Below are 18,483 nucleotides of genomic sequence, written 5' to 3'. Positions count from 1 at the left end.
ACTATGGGGTTTATGGTGTCGCGCGGCGTGCAATCCGTCGTGCGTAGTTCATTGTGCGCAATTCGTAGCGCGCAATCGTATGAGTGAATACCCCGACAGTCGGCTGTGCCTGTCTGTATTTGCCTGTATTCGTCTGTTTTCGCTTGTTTTTGCCTGAGTCCGCCGGTCATCACGGGCCCGCCGGTCATCACGGGGTGGTTGAGGATGCACGGGGCGGCTCATCGGGAGCCACCCCCCGCACAAGAAGTGTGTCGCGCGATACTTTAGATTCTATAAGAGACGTTAATCATATACATGAACGCTGATTGAAAAACTTTCCTCATTTTGAGTATTGACATTAGGGTTAGTTTGACTATAATTCATTCTTGGTGCTTCCGCCCAACCGAACCCTGAAATAACCCGATTGAACCCGATTCCGGGCACGCCAAAGACGCCCGCAACGCAGCGGGCAGGGGAGTGTAGAAGAGCGCAGAATAAGGGCTGCACTAGGTGCTACTCCACCAGGCCCGCGAAGCCCGACAGAGCCAGCACCTCCTCAACATCCTGCGGCACCGAACGCGCCACCCACGGCGAATGCACCAACACCGCCTGCCACTGACCGCGCGACACCGCCACATTCAAACGATTCGGCGACAGCACAAACCCGGCACCGCGCCCAGAATCAACCCGCGACGATGCCAACGACACCAGCACCACCGCAGCCTCCTGACCCTGGAACTTATCCACCGTGCCCACACGCACGCCAGCACCCGAAGAATCCGCCAAACCAGCAGCAATCAGCGCCTCACGCACACAATCAACCTGCGCGTTATACGCCGCCACCACAATGCAATCCTCCGCCGTCAACGGGCGCGGCTCAGCATCAGCCGCCGGAACCCACTCACGACCCAACAACTCGCGCACGCAATCCACCACCGCCTGCGCCTCCTGCACAGAACGCACCGAACAACCCGCATGCTCCACCGGATACGACACCACACCCGGCGCAACACCCTGCAGGGCGCGACCAGCCGTAGCCGCCGCGCTCGCCAACGCGCCATCATAGGACAGCCACGAAACCCGCTCGCACAACGCCGAATCCATACGCCACGACTCGCCCAAGAAATAGCCAAAACGAGAATCCAGCGCCGCCGCCCCGTCAGACAACCAGCCCAACGCCGAAACATCCACCGGGTACGGGTGCACACCCGTCGAGACCTGCGGCAACTGCTGCGGATCGCCCAACAGCAGCACCGAACGAGCCGCACGAGCCGCCGCCACCGTATTCGTCAGCGAGAACTGGCCCGCCTCATCAACCACCAGAACATCCAGCGACCCGGCAGGCACACGACGCTCACTCACGTAATCCCACACCGTACCGCCAAACAGCAGGCCGCCCGCACCAGAAATCAGCTCCACCAGCTCAGAATCAGACACCTCAGACCACGGGGCGTCCGGAGTCACCGACTTACCGCGCAGACGCACCGCACGCGAAACATCAAAACCATCACGGGCACAGCACGCCACCATGAGGTTCTCAATCACCGCGTGCGACTGAGCCACCACGCCCACCTTCGCACCCTCAGCCACCAGACGCGCAATCACGTGCGAGGCGAGGAAGGTCTTACCCGCACCCGGAGGGCCCTGAACCGCCACATAGGAATGGTCGAGAGCGCGAACCGCCGCGTGCACGGCATCCGCTGTGGGCAGGTCAGAGGCAGAAAAATCAACCTCAAGAGGTAGATTTTCTGCATTTTTGGTGTTTGAGGCGCCCTTCTTCAGGCGCGGTGCGCGGCGGAACAGCAAATCCGTGGAGGCGCTCTTTACCCCCGTCAGCGAAGCCGCCGCATCGAGCACGCTCGGCAGAGCGCGGGACGAGGAGGGGGCACCGGAAGCGTCATCGGCGGACTCATCAACCATGAGGGCGCCGTTGAAAAGCAGTCCGTGCACATCAGACTGCAGAGCCGCCTCAATCGTCGCCGTAGACACCGGATCGCCAGGACCAATACCCGAAGGCAGGGCGCGGTGCGGCTCATCCTTCACGCGGATGCGCTCCTGCAGAAGCACCTCCAGGAACTCGCTGGTCGACTCAGCCGGCTCTTCGGAGCCTTCGGGCTCGGCACCGAAACCGCCCTGCGCCACCGCCAGCACACGCATGCCAAAGAAACCCGTCGCCGCCAACTCGGCGGGCATACGCTCACCCGGATTCGACGCGCGGAAATAATTCAGCTGCGACTCCATGCGGTCCAGCGCAATCTGCGGGCTCAACCCCGCCTCATACGCACAGAACACCGCGTGATCAGAGGGTGCAATCACCAGGCTCGGATCAGCCTCAATCCGCGCACGCAACAGGCGCACCTGCGCGCCGCGCACACGATACCAGCCGGGAGCGTCCGGCACCTCGGCGGGCTCCTTCATGGCGGCGGCGAGCGCCTCCAGGTCGGCGGGGGTGTTCAGAAGGGCATGCGCATGCTCCACCGAAAGCACCTGCACCCGGTCAAGGTACGCGTAATCGCGGCTCGCCACCCACGCCGTCGGGTCGTCCTCTAGGCGGCGAATATGCTCACGCCAGAACGGGGCACGCTCGCGGCGGTGATAATTCGTCATGGACAGCAGCATCGCCGCCTCCAACTCACCGGCACCCCAGCCGTGCTCCGCCGCGTGCTCCTCCAGGGAGGCGAGCTGGGCATCCAGCAGGCACTGCAGGCGGTACTGTTCGCTGTCGTTCTCCACCGCGGCGGGCACCCTGTACATGACCGGGTACTCCTCAGTTTCGGGATTCTCGGCGGTATCTTCGGCAGTGTCTTCGGTGACGAGCTCCGGGGCGTCGGTCGCGAGGGCAAGAGATGCCGCCGCGTTCAGGCACGCCGGGCACTCGTCGCAGGTCAGAAAATACGGGATGCGCTCGGCAAGTTCCGCCGGTTCTACGCCCTCGTTCAGCGCCTCGGTGAGCAGCAGGAGGCGCTGCTCCTGCAGGCGAATCAGCGGCAGAATACGTGCCGAATCAACCCGGTGAGGTTGAGGAACGGGGGAGTGGTGCTCAGCGTACTCAGTGGGTTCCGATTCGGACCCCGCGCTGTACTCATCCACGCCGTGCTCCAGATGAAGGTCGAGGCGCGCGGCATTCTTGGTGTTCTCGGCGCTCTCGGTTGCACTAGCGGTCAGCAGGTGCGCCGCCAGGGCACCGCGCAATAGTGCCCGATGCGCCGCCTCACCCAGGTGTGGGGTGCAGACGATTCGCGCGGTATTGCTCTCGGCGGTGCTGTTCGCGGGTGCGCCGTTCGTGACTGCGTACTCTAGACGGTCAAGCTCCACCGTGTAGGTCAGTCCCGCCGCGGAGGTTGCCACCAGGGGCACCGGGCGCACCTTACTACCTGCCCGCTCACCATCAACTACTCCGCCCTCGGTCAGTACTCGCAGGCACTCGCGGTACGCCTCGCGGGCGCGCTCAAGCTCAGCCGGGCAGCCAGTCTGCTTCTGTGCGCGTTCCTGAAGCTCGGTGTAGAGCCGCATCTCGCAGGCGGAGGTGGCGGTCAGATCAGCGAGGGTGAAGGTAAGGTCCATGGTGACTTTTCTGCTGGAGGAGAGGGAAACAAGGCGGGCGTGAAGCCCCGCCGCAGGGAGTGGGTACGAGCTTCGCTTGGGGGGTAAGAGCACTCCGCACCAGCCCTCGTCCTGCAAGGTTGATTTTCAGGTTTCACGTGAAACACTACAGAAAATCAACCTACACAGGATGATTTATAGGGCTTTCGGGGCTTTTCGAGCGTGCCCGCTAAGAGGCTACACCCGCCGCAGTCGCGGTAGAAGTTGTCGCCGGAGCACCCGCCGCAGTAGTAGAAACTGCCGCCTCCGAAGCAGGTGCCGAAGCCCCCGCAGAGGCGCTCGGCGCGGTCGAACGGTTCGCAATCGCCGCCGCGGCAGCGTCCACGCGTTCCTTCGCGGCGGGTAGCGCATCCGAGCCGCCCAGGTCGTTCAGAATGATTGCGAAAATCAGGCGGGTGCCGTCGGGTCGGGTCGCCACACCGCACAGCGAAGATACCGTGTACAGGGTGCCGGTCTTCGCCTGCACAAAGGTGCGCGCGTGCACGGCGTTTGCCGCACCAAAACGACCGGTCAGGGTGCCGCTCACGCCCGCGACCGGGAACGTGCTCATCAGCTGCTCCGCATGCTCGTCAGCATTCAGCAGAGCCACAACCTGCACGAGGGTTCGGGCGGTCACGCGGTCCGTTAAGGACATGCCGCACACGTCTGCCTGCACCAGGTTTTCAATGTTCACGCCGGCATCCACGAGTGCCTGGCGCACGGTCTGCTGTGCCGCTTCGCCGCTGCCTTCTTTACCTGCGGCAATGGCGGCGCAACGGCCGAGCACCTCGGCGAGGGCGTTGTCGGATTCGAGCATCATGTGTTGTGCCTGCTCCAGCAGGGTTGCCGATTCGACCGCGGCGATTTCAACTGCTTCCGCGGGGGCGGTGCGGCGCTCCGCGAGGGTGAAGCTCATGCCGGATTCCTTGCCGGCGGTGTTGAGCGCATCCACGAACGCCTGCTGGGCGGCAACCGCCGCATCATCCGGGCGCACCGGGTTGCTTGCGGTGGACTTGCCTGGCACCGTGTGCGATTCGAGCGCAATCGGGTGAATGGGCGTGATCTGGCCGGACGCCACGTCGGCGGCATCCCAGCCGGGGTTCACGCCGGGGCCGCTGAAGAAGGTGCCGTCAAGGTAGACGGGTAGCGCCGCGGTCGGCTTCTCGCCCTCGTTCAGCGCCTTCACGGTCAGCTCGGCGAGGGTGGTTAGGCCTGCGCGTCCGACAATCTGCTTCGGGTCAGAGGCGCCCGCGCCGAGCAGGGTGTCGCCGCCTGCCATGAGGTACAGTCCGGCGGAGTCGCGGGTGACGCGTGTGCGCAGGCGCGCCTGCAGGTTCGCGTAGTGGTTGAGTGCGAACAGGGTCAGCACCTTAAAAGTGGAGGCGGGTACGCGTGCGGTGTCGGCGTTGGCGGCGTAGAGGTCGGCGGGTGCGGTGGCCGCCTTGATGCTGGGCAGGTTCCCGTCCATGCCGGTGACGAGCAGGCTGTACTGCGGGTAGGTGTCGTCAGCGAAGAGCGCGGTAAGGGCGGCACGTAGTTGCTCCTGTTCCGCTTCGGTCAGTGCGGGTGCGAGGGTCGGGGTGGCGCTCGGGGTTGCGGAGGCGGTCGCCTCGGCGGTGCCGGTGGGGCTGCCGGTTGCGCTGCCGGTGGGGCTTGCGGAACCTTCGGGGCGTTTCTGTTCGGTTGCGGCGGATCCGCAGGCGGTGAGGAGGAACATGCCACCGAGGGTGAGGGCGGCGCGGCGGGTGAGGGTGGTGGTCTGGGTGTTGTGCTTGTTGGAAGGCATCTTTTGAGCATAGCGGGCGGATGGGGTGCCTATCGAATTTACGCGCCGGTGCTGGGATGCTCATGCCGTGCTCCTGCTGCCCCTTATAACCCCTATCTGACCTGTCCGGCATGGTGGCGGGGTGCGGCGGCGGGGTGTGCTGGCGGGCGCGGGACTAGGCGGAATGTTAACTGTGGTGTGAGCGTGGTAAATTACGCTGGTTTTGGCGCCAAATACGCGGTTTCGGTGTGCGTGAACGGGTTACAATGGGTGAGTTCAACACCTAACTTTCGCACCTTGCGCGCCGAAGTCGCCGCGAAAGTGACTCTAACTCACGAGAAAGAAGGTTCCGATGGAACTCGACGTCACTATTGAAATTCCCCGCGGCTCCCGCGTGAAGTACGAAGTGGACCACGAGACCGGCCGCCTGCGCCTGGACCGTGTGCTGTTCACCTCCATGCAGTACCCCACCGCTTACGGCTACTTCGAGAACACCCTCGGTGAGGACGGCGACCCGCTGGACGCAATGCTGATCCTGGACGTTGACGTTGTTCCCGGCGTGCTGGTTGAGTCCCGCCCGGTCGCAGTGTTCAACATGACCGACGAGGCTGGCGGCGACGCTAAGGTTCTGTGCGTTCCCACCGACAAGCGCTACGACCACATCAAGTCCCTGGCTGATGTTCCGGAGCAGCTGAAGGCTGAGATTCAGCACTTCTTCGAGCGTTACAAGGACCTGGAGCCCGGCAAGTGGGTTAAGGGCGAGGGCTGGGAAGACCTGGCTGCTGCTGAGAAGATGGTCCAGGAGGCTATCGACCGTTTCGCAGCTGAGGGTCACTAAGCTGCCGCACCGTTAGGTGCACCCGGTTTTTATCAGGGGGGCGTGTTCCCCGTGTCTGGTTTGTGCGAGTTTTCGTGCGTGCTGGAGGCGGTGGGCACGCCCCCTTTTTTGTTGTGTCTTTCGCCGCATCTGCCTGCACGCCGGGCGTAATTTATTGCGCACAGTGCAGATTCTGAGTATGGTCAAAGAAATTCACTCTTCTTCCGTTCTCACACCTTTCACCGAGGATAGAAAATGAAGAAAACCCTTTCAATCCGGGGCGCTGCGGCACTGTTGGCACTGGCTATGGGCTTCATGGGTCAGGGCGTGGCCCAGGCTGCGCATATTGATCCGAAACCTGCACAGCCTACTGAAGAACCCAAGGCTAATGTCAACTGTTTCGAAATGTACGGCGAATACGGCAGGAACGCTATGAACAGTTGGCAATGGGCAGAGTGCACCGGCCTGATTACGAAGGATCAGGTTGCTGAGCTGTATAACATCGATGAGTGGTCCCTGCCGAATGAGGTCATGACCATTTCGCGAGGCCGCTTGCTGGAGTACCTGTACCAGCTGGCTGGCTCACCCGAGGTGAAGAACCTGCCGGAGAAGTCCCCGTACACCGACCTGACCCCGGATGATGCGCGATATAAGGTTGCTATCTGGGCGACCCGTGTGGGTTTGACCACCGGTTGGTCTGATGGTTCCTTCCACTACGACACTCCGGCGAGCCGTGGCGCCTACTTTACTTTCCTCTACCGTGCTGCGGGTAGCCCCAAGGTAACTCTGGAGCCCCTGGGTAAGGCGAATGCTGCACGATATAAGAAGCGTTTTGCCCCCATTAAGCGAGGTAGTGAGTTGCACCGAGCAATGAGCTGGGCGTACCAGCATGCAATGGCGAAGCGGGAGGATTATGACCTGCCTATGAACTTCAACTACCCCAGCGCCGATTACGTGACATGGGACGCCTACAGGGTGCCGGATTTCTACTTCGCTTCGCACCGCACTATTTTTATTCCTCTTATGATTCTGGACAGTCATGAGGAGCTGGCACCGATTGTGGCTCGTCTGCAGTCGCTGTCCTAGTGGCAGGTGAGCGGAGGGCTTGCTGGGGGCGTGTTTCCCGTGTCTGGTTCGTGCGATTTTTCGTGCGTACTGGAGGCGGTGGGCACGCCCCCTTTTGCTGTGCTCCTTGATTGTGTTCGGAGGTTCCTTGGAAGGACATGTGTAACCGAACTATTCTTCGGAAAACAGCCTCGGAGGGCTTCTTGGGGTGCTAATATGGGCATATTACGAAGAATAGTTCGTATAATCTGAGGTTCTGTAGCGGTGAGGAGGGGACATCCATGGCATTCGACGCAACGGGGTTCGCACAGGAATTTGGTGCGCAGGTTCGCGCCGTCCGCAAGTACGAAAAAATCACCCAAATGGAGTTGGCGTGGATGGTCGGGCTCAGCGATAAAACAATCCGCGATATTGAGCGTGGGTTGCCCGGCCCGTCAATTGGTGCGGTCCTCAAAGTCGCCCAAGAGCTCGGTATCGAGCTGGCTATCACCAACCCCCTCACCTAACCCCTCCCGCACACCTATATAAAGGAACCACCATGCAGAATGGACGCGCAGGACGCCTGCACCCCGCCGTCGGCACTGCCCGCCGCCACCTCGCCGCCGCCCTCGAAAAGCTCCTCGGCGCCGGAAGTATCAAAGCCACCGGACGCTCCCGCACCGCCTCCACTGCGGACGCCGCCGATCTACCCCTGCTCCTGGTCGCCTGCAGCGGCGGCCCCGACTCCCTCGCCCTGGCGGCAATTGCCGCGCACTTCGCCCGCCGCGGCGACGTGCGCGTAGGCGCCATCATCGTCGACCACGGCCTGCAAGAAGACTCCGCCGCAGTCGCCGCGCAGACCGCGCAGACCCTCACCGACCTGGGGCTTCACCCCGTCATCACCGAAAAAGTGCAGGTTCCCGTCGGGAACATGGGCCCCGAAATGGCGGCGCGCACCGCCCGCTACACCGCCTTCACGAAAGCCGTCGAAGCCACCGGCGCCCGCGCCGTACTACTCGGCCACACCCTCGACGACCAGGCAGAAACCGTGCTACTCGGCCTAAGCCGCGGCTCCGGCACACGCTCCCTTGCCGGTATGCCGCCCGTACGCGTCGAAAGGGGCGTCACCTACCTGCGTCCCTTCCTCGGTCTGCGCCGCACCGACATGCTCGACATCTGCGATGCCGAAACCCTCACCCCCTGGATCGACCCGACCAACACCGACGAAACCCTCATGCGTGCCCGTATCCGCCACAGTGTGCTGCCCTACCTGGAGGAGCACCTCGGCGGGGACGTCGCCCGCTCCCTGGCGCGCACCGCCGCGGTGGCCGGCCCCGATGCCGAATACCTCGACGAGCAGGCACAGGTAGTCTACGAGCAGGCGCTCCTACCCGCCGGAACCACCGTGCGTGGCATCGAACGTGAGGACGCCGTGCTACTGGACCGTGCGCAGGTGGCGGCGCTACACCCGGCGCTTCGATTGCGTGTGCTTGCGACCGCCTGCAAGACCGCCGGGGGAGAGAACCCCGGCTTCGAGCGACTGCAGGCGCTGGACTCTTTCACCGCCGAATACGCGGTAGCTGGGCCCGTTCAGATGCCCGGTCACGTGAGTGCGTACCGCCGCCGCAAAATTGTGCATCCGGCAACCGGTGAACGCCTGGACGTGCTCGTATTAGTGCCAACTCGACCCTAACTAGGTGCCCAGCTAGGTGCCCGCGGAGCCCCCTCAGCACACACTATCTGCGTGGTGAGGTGCGCCGCGGCGCCGTTTTAAGCCATACTTAAGGCGAACACCATCCACATTGTCCGCTGTGGGAAGGCATGAAACCCCCGCACCCGGGGCCCCCGGCGGAGGCGCAGAGCGTCTAAAAGAATACGAAGGAATACATCGTGCAGGCTATCGACGTGCAGGACGATATCAAGAACGTTCTCTTCAGCAAGGAAGAGATTAACGCGAAGGTCGCCGAACTGGCGGCGCGCATCGACGAGGACTACGCCGGTAAGGACGTGCTGTTGGTGGGTGTTCTCAAGGGCGCCATCATGATTATGGCTGACCTTTCCCGCGCTCTCAAGGGCCACTACACCATGGACTGGATGGCTGTTTCCTCGTACGGTTCCGGCACCAAGTCCTCCGGCGTTGTGCGTATCCTCAAGGACCTGGACACCGACCTGGTGGGCCGCAACGTCCTAATCGTTGAAGACATCATTGACTCCGGCCTGACCCTCGCATGGCTGCAGCAGAACCTGATTTCTCGCGGCGCAGCTTCCGTTGAGATTTGCACCCTGCTGCGCAAGCCCAAGGTCGTCAAGGCTGACGTTGAGGTCAAGTACGTCGGCTGGGACATCGAGCCCGAGTTCGTTGTTGGTTACGGCCTGGACTTCGCTGAGAAGTACCGCAACCTGGACTGCGTCGCAACCCTGCACCCGCACGTTTACTCCTAAGCCTTCACCTCAGCAACCCTGCTGTAGGTGGTTACGCCCCGCCTCCTCACGCTTGTGGGGGAGCGGGGCGTTGCTGTACCCGCCGGTGGATGTACGTGGAGGCGGATGTACCCGCCGCGGAAGATGCACTTTCACCCCCGCCGAGTGCTACAACCCTTTAGCCCGCAGGTGAAATAGAGAAGCCCGGTACCTAGCCGCCCGCCGGGGTAGGGTACATTTAAGGTTGCATCGTTGGGTGTTCCGGCTGGCATGCCGCAACCCCCGACGGGTTACAGCCGCAACGTAAGGACAAAGCATTGGCGCAAACCCCCAATACTCCGCAGAAAGGCTCGGAGGGCTTCCTGAAGAAGCTGATTAACGGCCCCTGGTTCTGGCCGGGTGCAGCTCTCGTAATCATGCTGGCTTTCCTCATGGCCTCCTTCTTCACTCAGCCCTCGCGTCAGGTGGACACCAACGTGGGTCTTCAGCTACTCAACGACCACCAGGTCAAGAGCGCAAAGATCTACGACGGCGACCAGCGCGTCGAGCTGCAGCTTAAGGACGACTACAAGAAGGGCAACGACAACTACGGTAAGTCGGTGCGCTTCTACTACGTGCAGCCCCGCGGCGACGAAGTTGCTAAGGCAATGGAATCCGCCGAGCTGGAAAGCTACACGGACCAGCCGGTTGAGCACAGCTTCCTGGGCTCCCTGGTGTCCCTGCTCCTGCCGATTCTGATCTTTGGTGCGCTCTTCTGGTTCCTGATGGGACGAGTCGGAGGCGGCTCCTCCGTCATGAGCTTCTCCAAGTCCCGTGCGAAGAAATTCACCAAGGACAAGCCAGAAGTCCGCTTCAGCGACGTTGCCGGCGTGGACGAGGCGCTCGCCGAACTGGAAGAAGTCCGCGAGTTCCTGGCTGAACCCGAAAAGTTCACCCGCCTGGGTGCAAAGATCCCCAAGGGCGTGCTACTGTACGGCCCTCCCGGCACCGGTAAAACCCTGCTCGCCAAGGCTGTGGCGGGCGAGGCTGGCGTGCCGTTCTACTCGATTTCTGGCTCTGACTTCGTTGAAATGTTCGTGGGTGTGGGTGCGTCCCGCGTGCGCGACCTGTTCAAGGAAGCGAAGAGCGACCCCGCCGCCATCGTCTTCGTCGACGAGATTGACGCTGTTGGCCGCCGCCGCGGCGTCGGCATGGGCGGCGGTAATGACGAGCGTGAGCAGACCCTGAACCAGCTGCTGGTTGAGATGGACGGCTTCGACGGCAACTCGAACGTCATCGTCATTGCGGCAACGAACCGACCCGACGTTCTGGACCCGGCGCTGCTGCGTCCCGGTCGTTTTGACCGTCAGATTGGTGTGGACGCCCCCGACATGCAGGGCCGCGAACACATCCTGCGCGTTCACGCCGCAGGCAAGCCGATTGCTAACACCGTTGACCTTGCTCAGGTTGCTAAGCGCACCCCCGGCTTCACCGGTGCTGACCTGGCGAACGTCATGAACGAGGCGGCTCTGCTGACCGCCCGCGATAACGGCAACGTGATTGACGACCGCGCTATCGACGAGGCAATCGACCGCGTCATGGCTGGTCCGCAGCGTTCCTCGCGCATCATGAACGAGCACGAGCGTAAGGTCACCGCATACCACGAGGGCGGTCACGCCCTGGTCGCGGCGGCACTGCGTAACTCCGCGCCGGTCACCAAGATTACGATTCTTCCGCGTGGTCGCGCCCTGGGTTACACCATGGTCATGCCGCAGGACGATAAGTACTCCACGACCCGCCATGAACTGCTTGACCAGATGGCGTACGCGATGGGTGGCCGTGCGGCTGAGGAAATCGTCTTCCACGACCCGTCCACCGGTGCGTCTAACGACATTCAGAAGGCAACCGACACCGCCCGCAAGATGGTTACCGACTACGGCATGAGCGCTGTGATTGGTTCCGTGAAGCTCGGCGGCGAAGACACCGAACCGTTCCTCGGTGGCGGCGGCGCTTCGGCACGCAACTACTCCGACGCGACCGCGGCAAAGGTTGACGCTGAGATCCGCGCCCTGCTGGAGCAGGCACACGATGAGGCGTTCCAGATTCTGCTGGAAAACCGCGATATTCTGGACCGCCTGGCGTTCGCCCTGCTGGAGAAGGAAACCCTGCTCGAGAACGAGATTGCCGAAATCTTCAAGGATGTTCGCAAGCGCCCCGAGCGTGAGCACTGGTACTCCAAGCCGACCCGCGAGCGTACCGACATCCCGCCGGTGAAGGCACCGAGCGAGCTGGCTCAGGAGGCGCAGAAGGCTGAGGAAGCACCTGCCGAGGCGCCGACTGTTCCGGTAGCACCTACGCAGCCGTTGCCGCCTCAGGCGCCCCTCAGCGACCCGGACGCCGACCCGACCGTCGCAATGCCCACCCAGCAGTACCCGAACTACCCCGCCCCTCCGGCGCAGCGCCCGGAGAACGGCACCCCGAACCAGAATGGAGCAGAGAATGAGCGAGGCTAAGAACGCCGTCGACCAGCCGCGTATTGAGGCTGCCGTCCGTGAGATTCTGCTCGCGATCGGTGAGGACCCGGACCGTGACGGTCTGCAGCAGACCCCGGCTCGCGTGGCGCGCGCCTACGCGGAGTTCTTCTCAGGCCTGCACCAGGACGCCGGCGAGATTCTGGGTACGACCTTCGACATCGCCCACTCTGAGATGGTGCTCGTGAAGGACATCCCGTTCTACTCGACCTGTGAGCACCACCTGGTGCCGTTCCACGGCGTGGCGCATGTGGGTTACATCCCCGGCCCGGACGGTAAGGTGACCGGTCTGAGCAAGCTCGCCCGCGTGGTGGATATGTACGCTCGCCGCCCGCAGGTGCAGGAGCGTCTGACCACGCAGGTGGTGGAGGCTCTGGAGGAGCACCTGAACCCGCGCGGCGCGATTGTGGTGATTGAGGCTGAGCACATGTGCATGTCGATGCGCGGTGTGCGTAAGCCGGGCGCGAAGACCGTGACTAGCGCGGTGCGCGGTGCGCTGATGAACGGCGCAACCCGTGCGGAGGCGATGAGCCTGATCTTCTCGCAGCGCTAAGCGCACCCTAGACACGCTGAAAGGGGCGGAGGTGAAAACCTCCGCCCCTTTTCGCATCGCCAAAGTGCTCCGAGAGTGTGTTCTGAGCCGGTACCTTCCGCGGCCGTGGCGGCGCCGATAATGCCGCACCGCAGAAGCTAGAAGAGCCCCGCCGCTAACGCTGCAAGCTACCCTTCGCCTCGCTCGGATTATCCCAACCCAGGGCAAGAGTCACGATCAAGCCCACGGCAATGAAACCGCAACCGGTCGCGGTGCCGAAAGCAATCCAACGCACGGCAGGAGCACCTTCAGCGAGCACAATAGTCACCAGCGCGGCAAGAGCCACCAGGGACAGGATCCAAGCGCCGGTCTTCATATTCACGATGAGTCACTTCCTAGAGTATGTATGTGTATGAGGTGCCCAACCCACACCGCTGTGACGCAGGCAGAGCATACCCTCCCAGGATACCCCTAAATCGGTATGCCATATGCAAATATGGCGCGCTGTGTCATCCGGCAGATTCGGTACGATTAAAACCATGACCGAATCCACCCGTGTAGCACCCCTGCCCTGCGATGCGCTCGCCGCCGAACGCACCCTCGTGATGGGCATCCTCAACGTCACCCCCGACTCCTTCAGCGACGGCGGCAAGCACTACGCCGCGACCGACGCTATCGCCCGCGCCGCCCGCATGATTGCCGAGGGCGCCTCCATTATCGATATCGGTGGCGAATCCACCCGCCCCGGTGCCGTGCGTATCAGCGTGGAGGAGGAGCAGCGCCGCATCCTGCCCGTCATCGAGGCAGTCGCGCAGATGGGCACCACCATCAGCGTTGACACCATGAACCCGCAGACCGCCCGCGCCGCCATTGCCGCCGGTGCGCACATCATCAACGATGTGTCGGGTCTGAACGTGAGCGATGAAATGATTGAGACCGCCGCGGAGCTGCAGGTGCCGTACATCCTCATGCACGCGCGCGGCACCTCCCAGACCATGGACAGCCTGGCGGAGTACCCGTGCGGCGTGGTCACCGAGGTCGTGGAGGAGCTGACCGATCTGCGTGAGCGTTTCCTTGCCGCCGGTGTGCTGCCGCAGAACCTGATTCTTGACCCGGGTCTGGGCTTTGCGAAGGGCGGCATGCAGGACTGGGAGCTGCTCGCCGCCCTTGACGAGCTACAGGGCTTGGGCCACCGCCTGCTCATTGCTGGTTCCCGCAAGCGTTTTATCGCGAACGCCCTCACGGCGGCGGATATGGCGCTGGCTGAGCGCCTGAACGCGAGCGGCTTCACCGCAACCGATGCGGGCGAGGCGGAACGCGAACTGTGGCAGTCGCTGTCGGAGCCGCGCCCGGCTGAGCACCGTGCGGCAGCCTCCGCGGCGGTGACCGCCCTGGTGGCGGCGCGCGGCGTGTGGGCGGTGCGCGTGCACGACGTGCCCGCCAGCGTGGATGCGGTGACGGTCGCCTCCGCGCTGCGTTCTGTCAGCTAAACCTCGCTTGCCGACTACTCGAATACTTTTAGGAGACCCCAATGACCCAGGCAGATTACGCCCGCCACGACCGCATCACCCTCACCGGCATTACCGCCAAGGGCTACCACGGCGTGCTCGACTTTGAGAAGCGCGACGGCCAGCCCTTCGTCGTGGACGCGACCCTGTACAGCGATTTTTCCGCCGCAGCCGCCACGGATGACCTGACGAAGACCACGAACTACGCGCTCGTGGTTGACCTGATTCACCGCCACGTGACGAACGGTTCGCTGGACCTGATTGAGACCCTCGCGGTGAACATTGCCGAGGGTATTCTCGCGATGTTTGAGCTTGTGGAGGCGGCGGAGATTACCGTATCGAAGCCGCAGGCGCCGATTGAGTTGCCGTTCGGTAACGTTGCGGTGAGCGTGTTCCGTGAGCGTGCCGCGGAGCGTGTCGTAGAGGGCGGCCGCTAGTGGCTGGCACCCAGACAACCGATACGCAGAAGCCCAACACCCTGAAACACCGCGCGGTGTTGGCGTTGGGCTCGAACTTGGGCGAAAGCGAAGACACCCTGGAACGTGCCGTCGCCGACCTGGTGGCGGGCGGCGTGCAGCTGGTGCGCGCCTCCGGGCTGTACCGTACCGCCCCGGTGGGTGGCCCGGCGGGTCAGCCGGATTTCGTGAACGCGGTCATTGAGGTGGCCACTGACCTGGGCGCCTACGAGCTGCTGAAGCTGTGTAATGCGGTGGAGGCGGCGCATCACCGTGAGCGCCTGGTGCGTTGGGGCCCGCGCACCCTCGATATTGACGTGATTGACTATGACGGCGTGATCTCTGAGGATCCGGTGCTGACTTTGCCGCATCCGCGGGCGCAGGAGCGTGCTTTCGTGCTGGTGCCGTGGGCGCAGATGGACCCGCAGGCGTACCTGACGGTGACCCGGCGTGCGGAGCCTTCGGGGGAGCGGCCGGATGAGGTTCCCACACCGCTGAGTCGCGAGGTCGTGAACGTTGCGGAGCTGTCCCGCACGCTGCTTGGGGCGGATGAAGACGCTATTAGCTATATGCGTGAGATGCAGGTACCTGATCAGCCTTAAATGTGGCACTCTGGAAGGTAGAGGAACCTACCGAAAGGAAACACCATGAAGCCCCTGAGTTATCGGGCGATTATTGTGGCGGCTGTGTGCGGTGCCGCTGCCGCTCTTATGGTGAATTCCGTGATGATTGGCGCCGGTTTTGGTGAGCTGAATTTTTCGTGGATGCTCGGCGCGGTGTGCCTGCTGGTTGCGGCGGGTGCCGTGTGGCTGGGTGTGCAGGTGGCTCGTTATCGTCGTATTCAGACGCGTGAGAAGGTGCCGCATATGGGCCCGATTCTTGCTGCGCGTGCGGTGGCGTATGCGCAGGGTTCCATCATGACCGGTGCCCTGTTGACGGGCTGGTGCGCTGCGATTCTTGGTTACCATGTGGCGATGGTGTCTGTGCGCGGTTTTTCGGTGGTCTTTTGGGAGGTTCTTGTTAATTGTGTGGGCAGTGTTGCCCTGCTGATTGCTGGCCTGTGGGCTCAGCATTGTTGTCGTATTCCGCCGGAGGATGATGAGGATGCGGCCTCCTCTTCCGGTGCTGTAAAGCCGCGAGAGGGAGGAACCTATGTCGGCTCCTAACCAGAATAGTTATTCGCCGAATGGTCGGTACGGGCAGGATGTCCAGCAGGGTCAGTATGGTCAGCCTGTTCAGCAGAACCAGTACGGGCAGTACCAGCAGGCGGCTTACGGTCAGCCTGGTGCCCCGTATGGACAGCAGACCCAGAATAACCAGCAGACGCAGTATGGACAGCAGGTTCCGCCCGCTGCCGCGTACCCGAACGCGCCTCAGCAGGTTCCCGCGCAGCCGGCACCTTCTCAGCCGGTAAGCTCCCAGCCGGTAGCCTCTCAGCCCGTGCCGGAGCCGCAGTGGGTGCCCGCCGCCTCCGGCTACCTGACGGTTCGTTTTGTTCACACTATTTCTGCCTTGGCGCTCCCGATCCTTGCGGGTGTTGCCATGTATTGTGCGGGCACGTTCTTCGGCGGCCCGGAGGCGCTACGCATCGTCGGCCTGGTGGTGGTCGCGGTGTTTGGTCTGTGGGGTCTGTGGTGGATTCTGACCACTCCGCGCCGTACTCGCGCGCTCGGCTACGCGCTGGAGTCGAATCACCTGATGGCTCGCCGCGGTATCGTGTTCCGTTCCATGAGTTCCATGCCGTACGGTCGCATCCAGTATGTTGATGTGGATTCGGGTCCGCTGGAGCGCATGTGCGGTGTTGCCCGCCTGACGGTGCGCACCGCGGGCACGACCACCGGCACGATGGTGCTGTTCGGTATTCCGCTGAACGTGGCGGAGGAGCTGCGTGCAGATCTGGTGCGCCGCGCCGATGAGCGAATGGCGGCACTCTAATGAGTACCCCGGTTCCGCCCAACCCCGCGCCGCAGGCACCGCAGCCTCCTGCCCCTCAGGCGCCGCAGGAGCAGAAGTGGTGGCGCGCCGATATCCGCACGTTCATCATGAACCTCTGGTTCATTATTCTGCTGGCGTTCGGCTTCTTTCAGAGCATTATCCTGAATATTCTGACCACCCCGCCGAATGAGTGGGGTGCGCGCCTGACGCAGGCATTCGACGAGAACAGTAGTTACCTCAGCGCGACGTACTCGCAGCTCATCGGCTTCGCCGTGCTCGTACTGATTCTGGTCGGTGGCTCGATTGACTGGTGGTTTACCCGCTACAGCCTGGATGATTTAGCGATTCACCGCCGCAGCGGTTTTCTGTTCAAGAAGAACCGCACGATCCGTCTGGAGAGCGTGCAGAGCGTGGACATTTCGCGTCCTCTGGTGGCGCGCCTGCTGGGTCTGTCGGAGCTTCGTTTTGAGGTGGCTGACGGCTCTTCGGAGGCGCTGCACATCAAGTACGTTTCTGCCCGCAAGGCGGAGGTTCTGCGCCGCACCGCGATGGCGAGTATTAACCTGCTGCGTTCGGAGGCGGCTGGCCGCCCGGTCGACGTGCTGCCCGAGAGCATGCAGATTTCGGCTGAGCGCATGCCGGATGCGGATCAGCTGCACCAGCCGTTCGAGGCATCTTACGAGGCGTCCTATGGTGCGCCCGCACAGGACGGCGCCCAGCTCGCTAATCAGCAGGCAACGCCCCAGCAGGGCGCCCAGCAGCCCGCCCCCGAGCAGTCTGTACCCCAGCATCCCGGTACTCAGCAGCCCGGCGCATCCCGTCGCGGCGCTCGTATGCCGATGCCGGTCGCGGCTGACCCCTCGCAGCCGCCGATTTTCCGCATCTCGAATGTGCGTCTGATTGCCTCCATCATGCTGGAGCACCTGGTGTGGCTGGTGCCCGCCGTGGGCGTCATGATCGGTGCCGCCGTCTTCACCGCGATCTTGGCTGGTGAGAGTCCGTTCCTGATTTTCATGGCGTTGCTACCCGGCACCTTCGTACCGCTGCTCGGTTACTTGGGTACGTTGTGGGCACGTTTTGACGGTGCCGCGAACTTCAAAATCACCCCCAGCGGTCAGGGTGGCGTGACCCTGCGCTACGGTTTCACCGGCACGCACACGCAGAACGTGATGGTTGAGCGTATTCAGGCGCTCGCCGTGGAGCAGTCCATTCTGTGGCGTGCGTTCGGCTGGTACCGCATCAAGATGACCATTGCCGGTATTGGTATTGAGCAGAACGACAACCAGAAGCTGGTGACCCGCAATGTTGCTCTGCCGGTCGGCAATAAGCAGGAGACGCTGATGGCGCTGCGTCTGCTCCTACCCGCGCTGGATGAGGCGCAGGCGCAGGTGCTGCTGGATACCGCCGATGGTTCGCTGAAGAGTCAGAAGCCGCAGGTTCCGGCAATGATTGTGACGCCCTCTTCGGCGCGCTGGATGGACCTGCTCACCTGGAAGCGTAACGGCGTGACCACGGTCGGTTACACTGCCGGTTCGGTGCAGGCGACCACTCGCATTGATTCTGATGCGGCGCGTTCGAGCGTTGGTGAGCATACGCGCGGTGACCTGTTGCTGATTCGTGGCGGCTACTTTATCCGTACGCTGTCGATTGTTCCGGTCAGCCGTGTGCTGAGCGTGAGCCGAGGTCAGGGTCCGCTGCAGCGTGCCTTCGGATGCGCGAGTGTGCATTTCGGTACGGTGCCCGGCCCGGTGCGCACGCTCATGATGCACTTGCCGCCGCGTGTCTGCGAGGACCTGGTGTGGTTGATGACGGTTCGGCTGGAGGGTATTGAGCCTTACTACCGCGTACCGGTGATGAGTGGGCGTCCCTAAGCCAGTCCGTCAGTTGAGCTTCCCCGCCGGGTTAGCGGGCAGCAAAACTGCAGATCGCGCCCTG

16 protein-coding genes are annotated in these 18,483 nt (G+C 62.9%); 13 read left to right on the top strand and 3 right to left on the bottom strand.

The window, feature by feature from the left end:
- Nucleotides 1-492 precede the first annotated feature (492 nt).
- Together HMPREF2942_RS07030 and dacB are read right to left on the bottom strand one after the other, a co-directional pair.
- Entirely contained in the window at nucleotides 493-3,543 is a 3,051-nt protein-coding gene (locus tag HMPREF2942_RS07030; protein ID WP_070688726.1) for a DEAD/DEAH box helicase, read from the bottom strand.
- Nucleotides 3,544-3,751: 208 nt separating this feature from the next.
- Nucleotides 3,752-5,347 carry a D-alanyl-D-alanine carboxypeptidase/D-alanyl-D-alanine endopeptidase gene (dacB, locus tag HMPREF2942_RS07025; RefSeq protein ID WP_070688725.1) on the bottom strand — a complete coding sequence of 532 codons (1,596 nt, stop codon included), beginning with the start codon at nucleotides 5,345-5,347 and terminating at the stop codon, nucleotides 3,752-3,754.
- Nucleotides 5,348-5,678: 331 nt separating this feature from the next.
- Between dacB and ppa the strand changes: the two genes are divergently transcribed.
- The 7 genes from ppa (at nucleotide 5,679) to folE (ending at nucleotide 12,671) form a co-directional block, all read left to right on the top strand.
- The gene (ppa, locus tag HMPREF2942_RS07020) at nucleotides 5,679-6,164 is read left to right on the top strand and encodes an inorganic diphosphatase (protein WP_005504328.1); all 486 of its coding nucleotides are present in this window, start codon (nucleotides 5,679-5,681) and stop codon (nucleotides 6,162-6,164) included.
- A gap of 234 nt (nucleotides 6,165-6,398) precedes the next feature.
- Nucleotides 6,399-7,229: an S-layer homology domain-containing protein gene (locus HMPREF2942_RS07015; RefSeq protein ID WP_070688724.1), complete on the top strand. Its 831-nt coding sequence runs from the start codon at nucleotides 6,399-6,401 to the stop codon at nucleotides 7,227-7,229.
- 260 nt (nucleotides 7,230-7,489) lie between these two features.
- On the top strand, nucleotides 7,490-7,714 hold the full coding sequence (locus tag HMPREF2942_RS07010) for a helix-turn-helix domain-containing protein (protein WP_005504337.1): 225 nt from the start codon (nucleotides 7,490-7,492) through the stop codon (nucleotides 7,712-7,714).
- Between the two features lie 32 nt (nucleotides 7,715-7,746).
- Entirely contained in the window at nucleotides 7,747-8,880 is a 1,134-nt protein-coding gene (tilS, locus tag HMPREF2942_RS07005; RefSeq protein ID WP_070634653.1) for a tRNA lysidine(34) synthetase TilS, read from the top strand.
- A 197-nt stretch (nucleotides 8,881-9,077) separates the two neighbouring features.
- The gene (hpt, locus tag HMPREF2942_RS07000) at nucleotides 9,078-9,629 is read left to right on the top strand and encodes a hypoxanthine phosphoribosyltransferase (RefSeq protein ID WP_005504342.1); all 552 of its coding nucleotides are present in this window, start codon (nucleotides 9,078-9,080) and stop codon (nucleotides 9,627-9,629) included.
- A gap of 296 nt (nucleotides 9,630-9,925) precedes the next feature.
- The gene (gene ftsH, locus HMPREF2942_RS06995; RefSeq protein ID WP_070688723.1) at nucleotides 9,926-12,100 is read left to right on the top strand and encodes an ATP-dependent zinc metalloprotease FtsH; all 2,175 of its coding nucleotides are present in this window, start codon (nucleotides 9,926-9,928) and stop codon (nucleotides 12,098-12,100) included.
- Complete coding sequence (gene folE, locus HMPREF2942_RS06990) at nucleotides 12,087-12,671, top strand: GTP cyclohydrolase I FolE (RefSeq protein WP_005504347.1); 585 nt, start codon at nucleotides 12,087-12,089, stop codon at nucleotides 12,669-12,671. Before ftsH ends, folE begins: the two co-directional genes overlap by 14 nt.
- Before the next feature lie 154 nt (nucleotides 12,672-12,825).
- Here folE and HMPREF2942_RS06985 read toward each other — a convergent pair whose 3' ends face one another.
- Nucleotides 12,826-13,032, bottom strand: coding sequence for a hypothetical protein (locus HMPREF2942_RS06985; protein WP_070688722.1), 207 nt, complete (start codon nucleotides 13,030-13,032; stop codon nucleotides 12,826-12,828).
- A 157-nt stretch (nucleotides 13,033-13,189) separates the two neighbouring features.
- On the opposite strand from HMPREF2942_RS06985, the gene folP reads away from it, so the two are divergent.
- Genes folP through HMPREF2942_RS06955 form a run of 6 tightly spaced genes read left to right on the top strand, consistent with a single transcriptional unit; the run spans nucleotide 13,190 to nucleotide 18,419 of the window.
- On the top strand, nucleotides 13,190-14,140 hold the full coding sequence (gene folP / locus HMPREF2942_RS06980; protein ID WP_049347524.1) for a dihydropteroate synthase: 951 nt from the start codon (nucleotides 13,190-13,192) through the stop codon (nucleotides 14,138-14,140).
- Between the two features lie 41 nt (nucleotides 14,141-14,181).
- Nucleotides 14,182-14,595: a dihydroneopterin aldolase gene (gene folB / locus HMPREF2942_RS06975; protein ID WP_049340452.1), complete on the top strand. Its 414-nt coding sequence runs from the start codon at nucleotides 14,182-14,184 to the stop codon at nucleotides 14,593-14,595.
- On the top strand, nucleotides 14,595-15,215 hold the full coding sequence (gene folK / locus HMPREF2942_RS06970) for a 2-amino-4-hydroxy-6-hydroxymethyldihydropteridine diphosphokinase (protein ID WP_049340449.1): 621 nt from the start codon (nucleotides 14,595-14,597) through the stop codon (nucleotides 15,213-15,215). The genes folB and folK overlap by 1 nt, the downstream gene beginning before the upstream one ends.
- 45 nt (nucleotides 15,216-15,260) lie before the next feature.
- Nucleotides 15,261-15,779: a DUF3180 domain-containing protein gene (locus HMPREF2942_RS06965; protein ID WP_005507616.1), complete on the top strand. Its 519-nt coding sequence runs from the start codon at nucleotides 15,261-15,263 to the stop codon at nucleotides 15,777-15,779.
- The gene (locus HMPREF2942_RS06960) at nucleotides 15,766-16,548 is read left to right on the top strand and encodes a PH domain-containing protein (RefSeq protein WP_049347528.1); all 783 of its coding nucleotides are present in this window, start codon (nucleotides 15,766-15,768) and stop codon (nucleotides 16,546-16,548) included. The genes HMPREF2942_RS06965 and HMPREF2942_RS06960 overlap by 14 nt, the downstream gene beginning before the upstream one ends.
- Nucleotides 16,548-18,419, top strand: a complete 1,872-nt coding sequence (locus HMPREF2942_RS06955; RefSeq protein ID WP_070688721.1) for a PH domain-containing protein — start codon at nucleotides 16,548-16,550, stop codon at nucleotides 18,417-18,419. Before HMPREF2942_RS06960 ends, HMPREF2942_RS06955 begins: the two co-directional genes overlap by 1 nt.
- Nucleotides 18,420-18,483: the final 64 nt, after the last annotated feature.

Source organism: Rothia sp. HMSC071C12 (genome assembly GCF_001813895.1).
In the GTDB taxonomy this organism is placed as follows: Bacteria; Actinomycetota; Actinomycetes; order Actinomycetales; family Micrococcaceae; genus Rothia; species Rothia mucilaginosa.
Note: the sequence above shows the minus strand (reverse complement) of the source record. Positions and strands in the feature narration are given on the sequence as shown.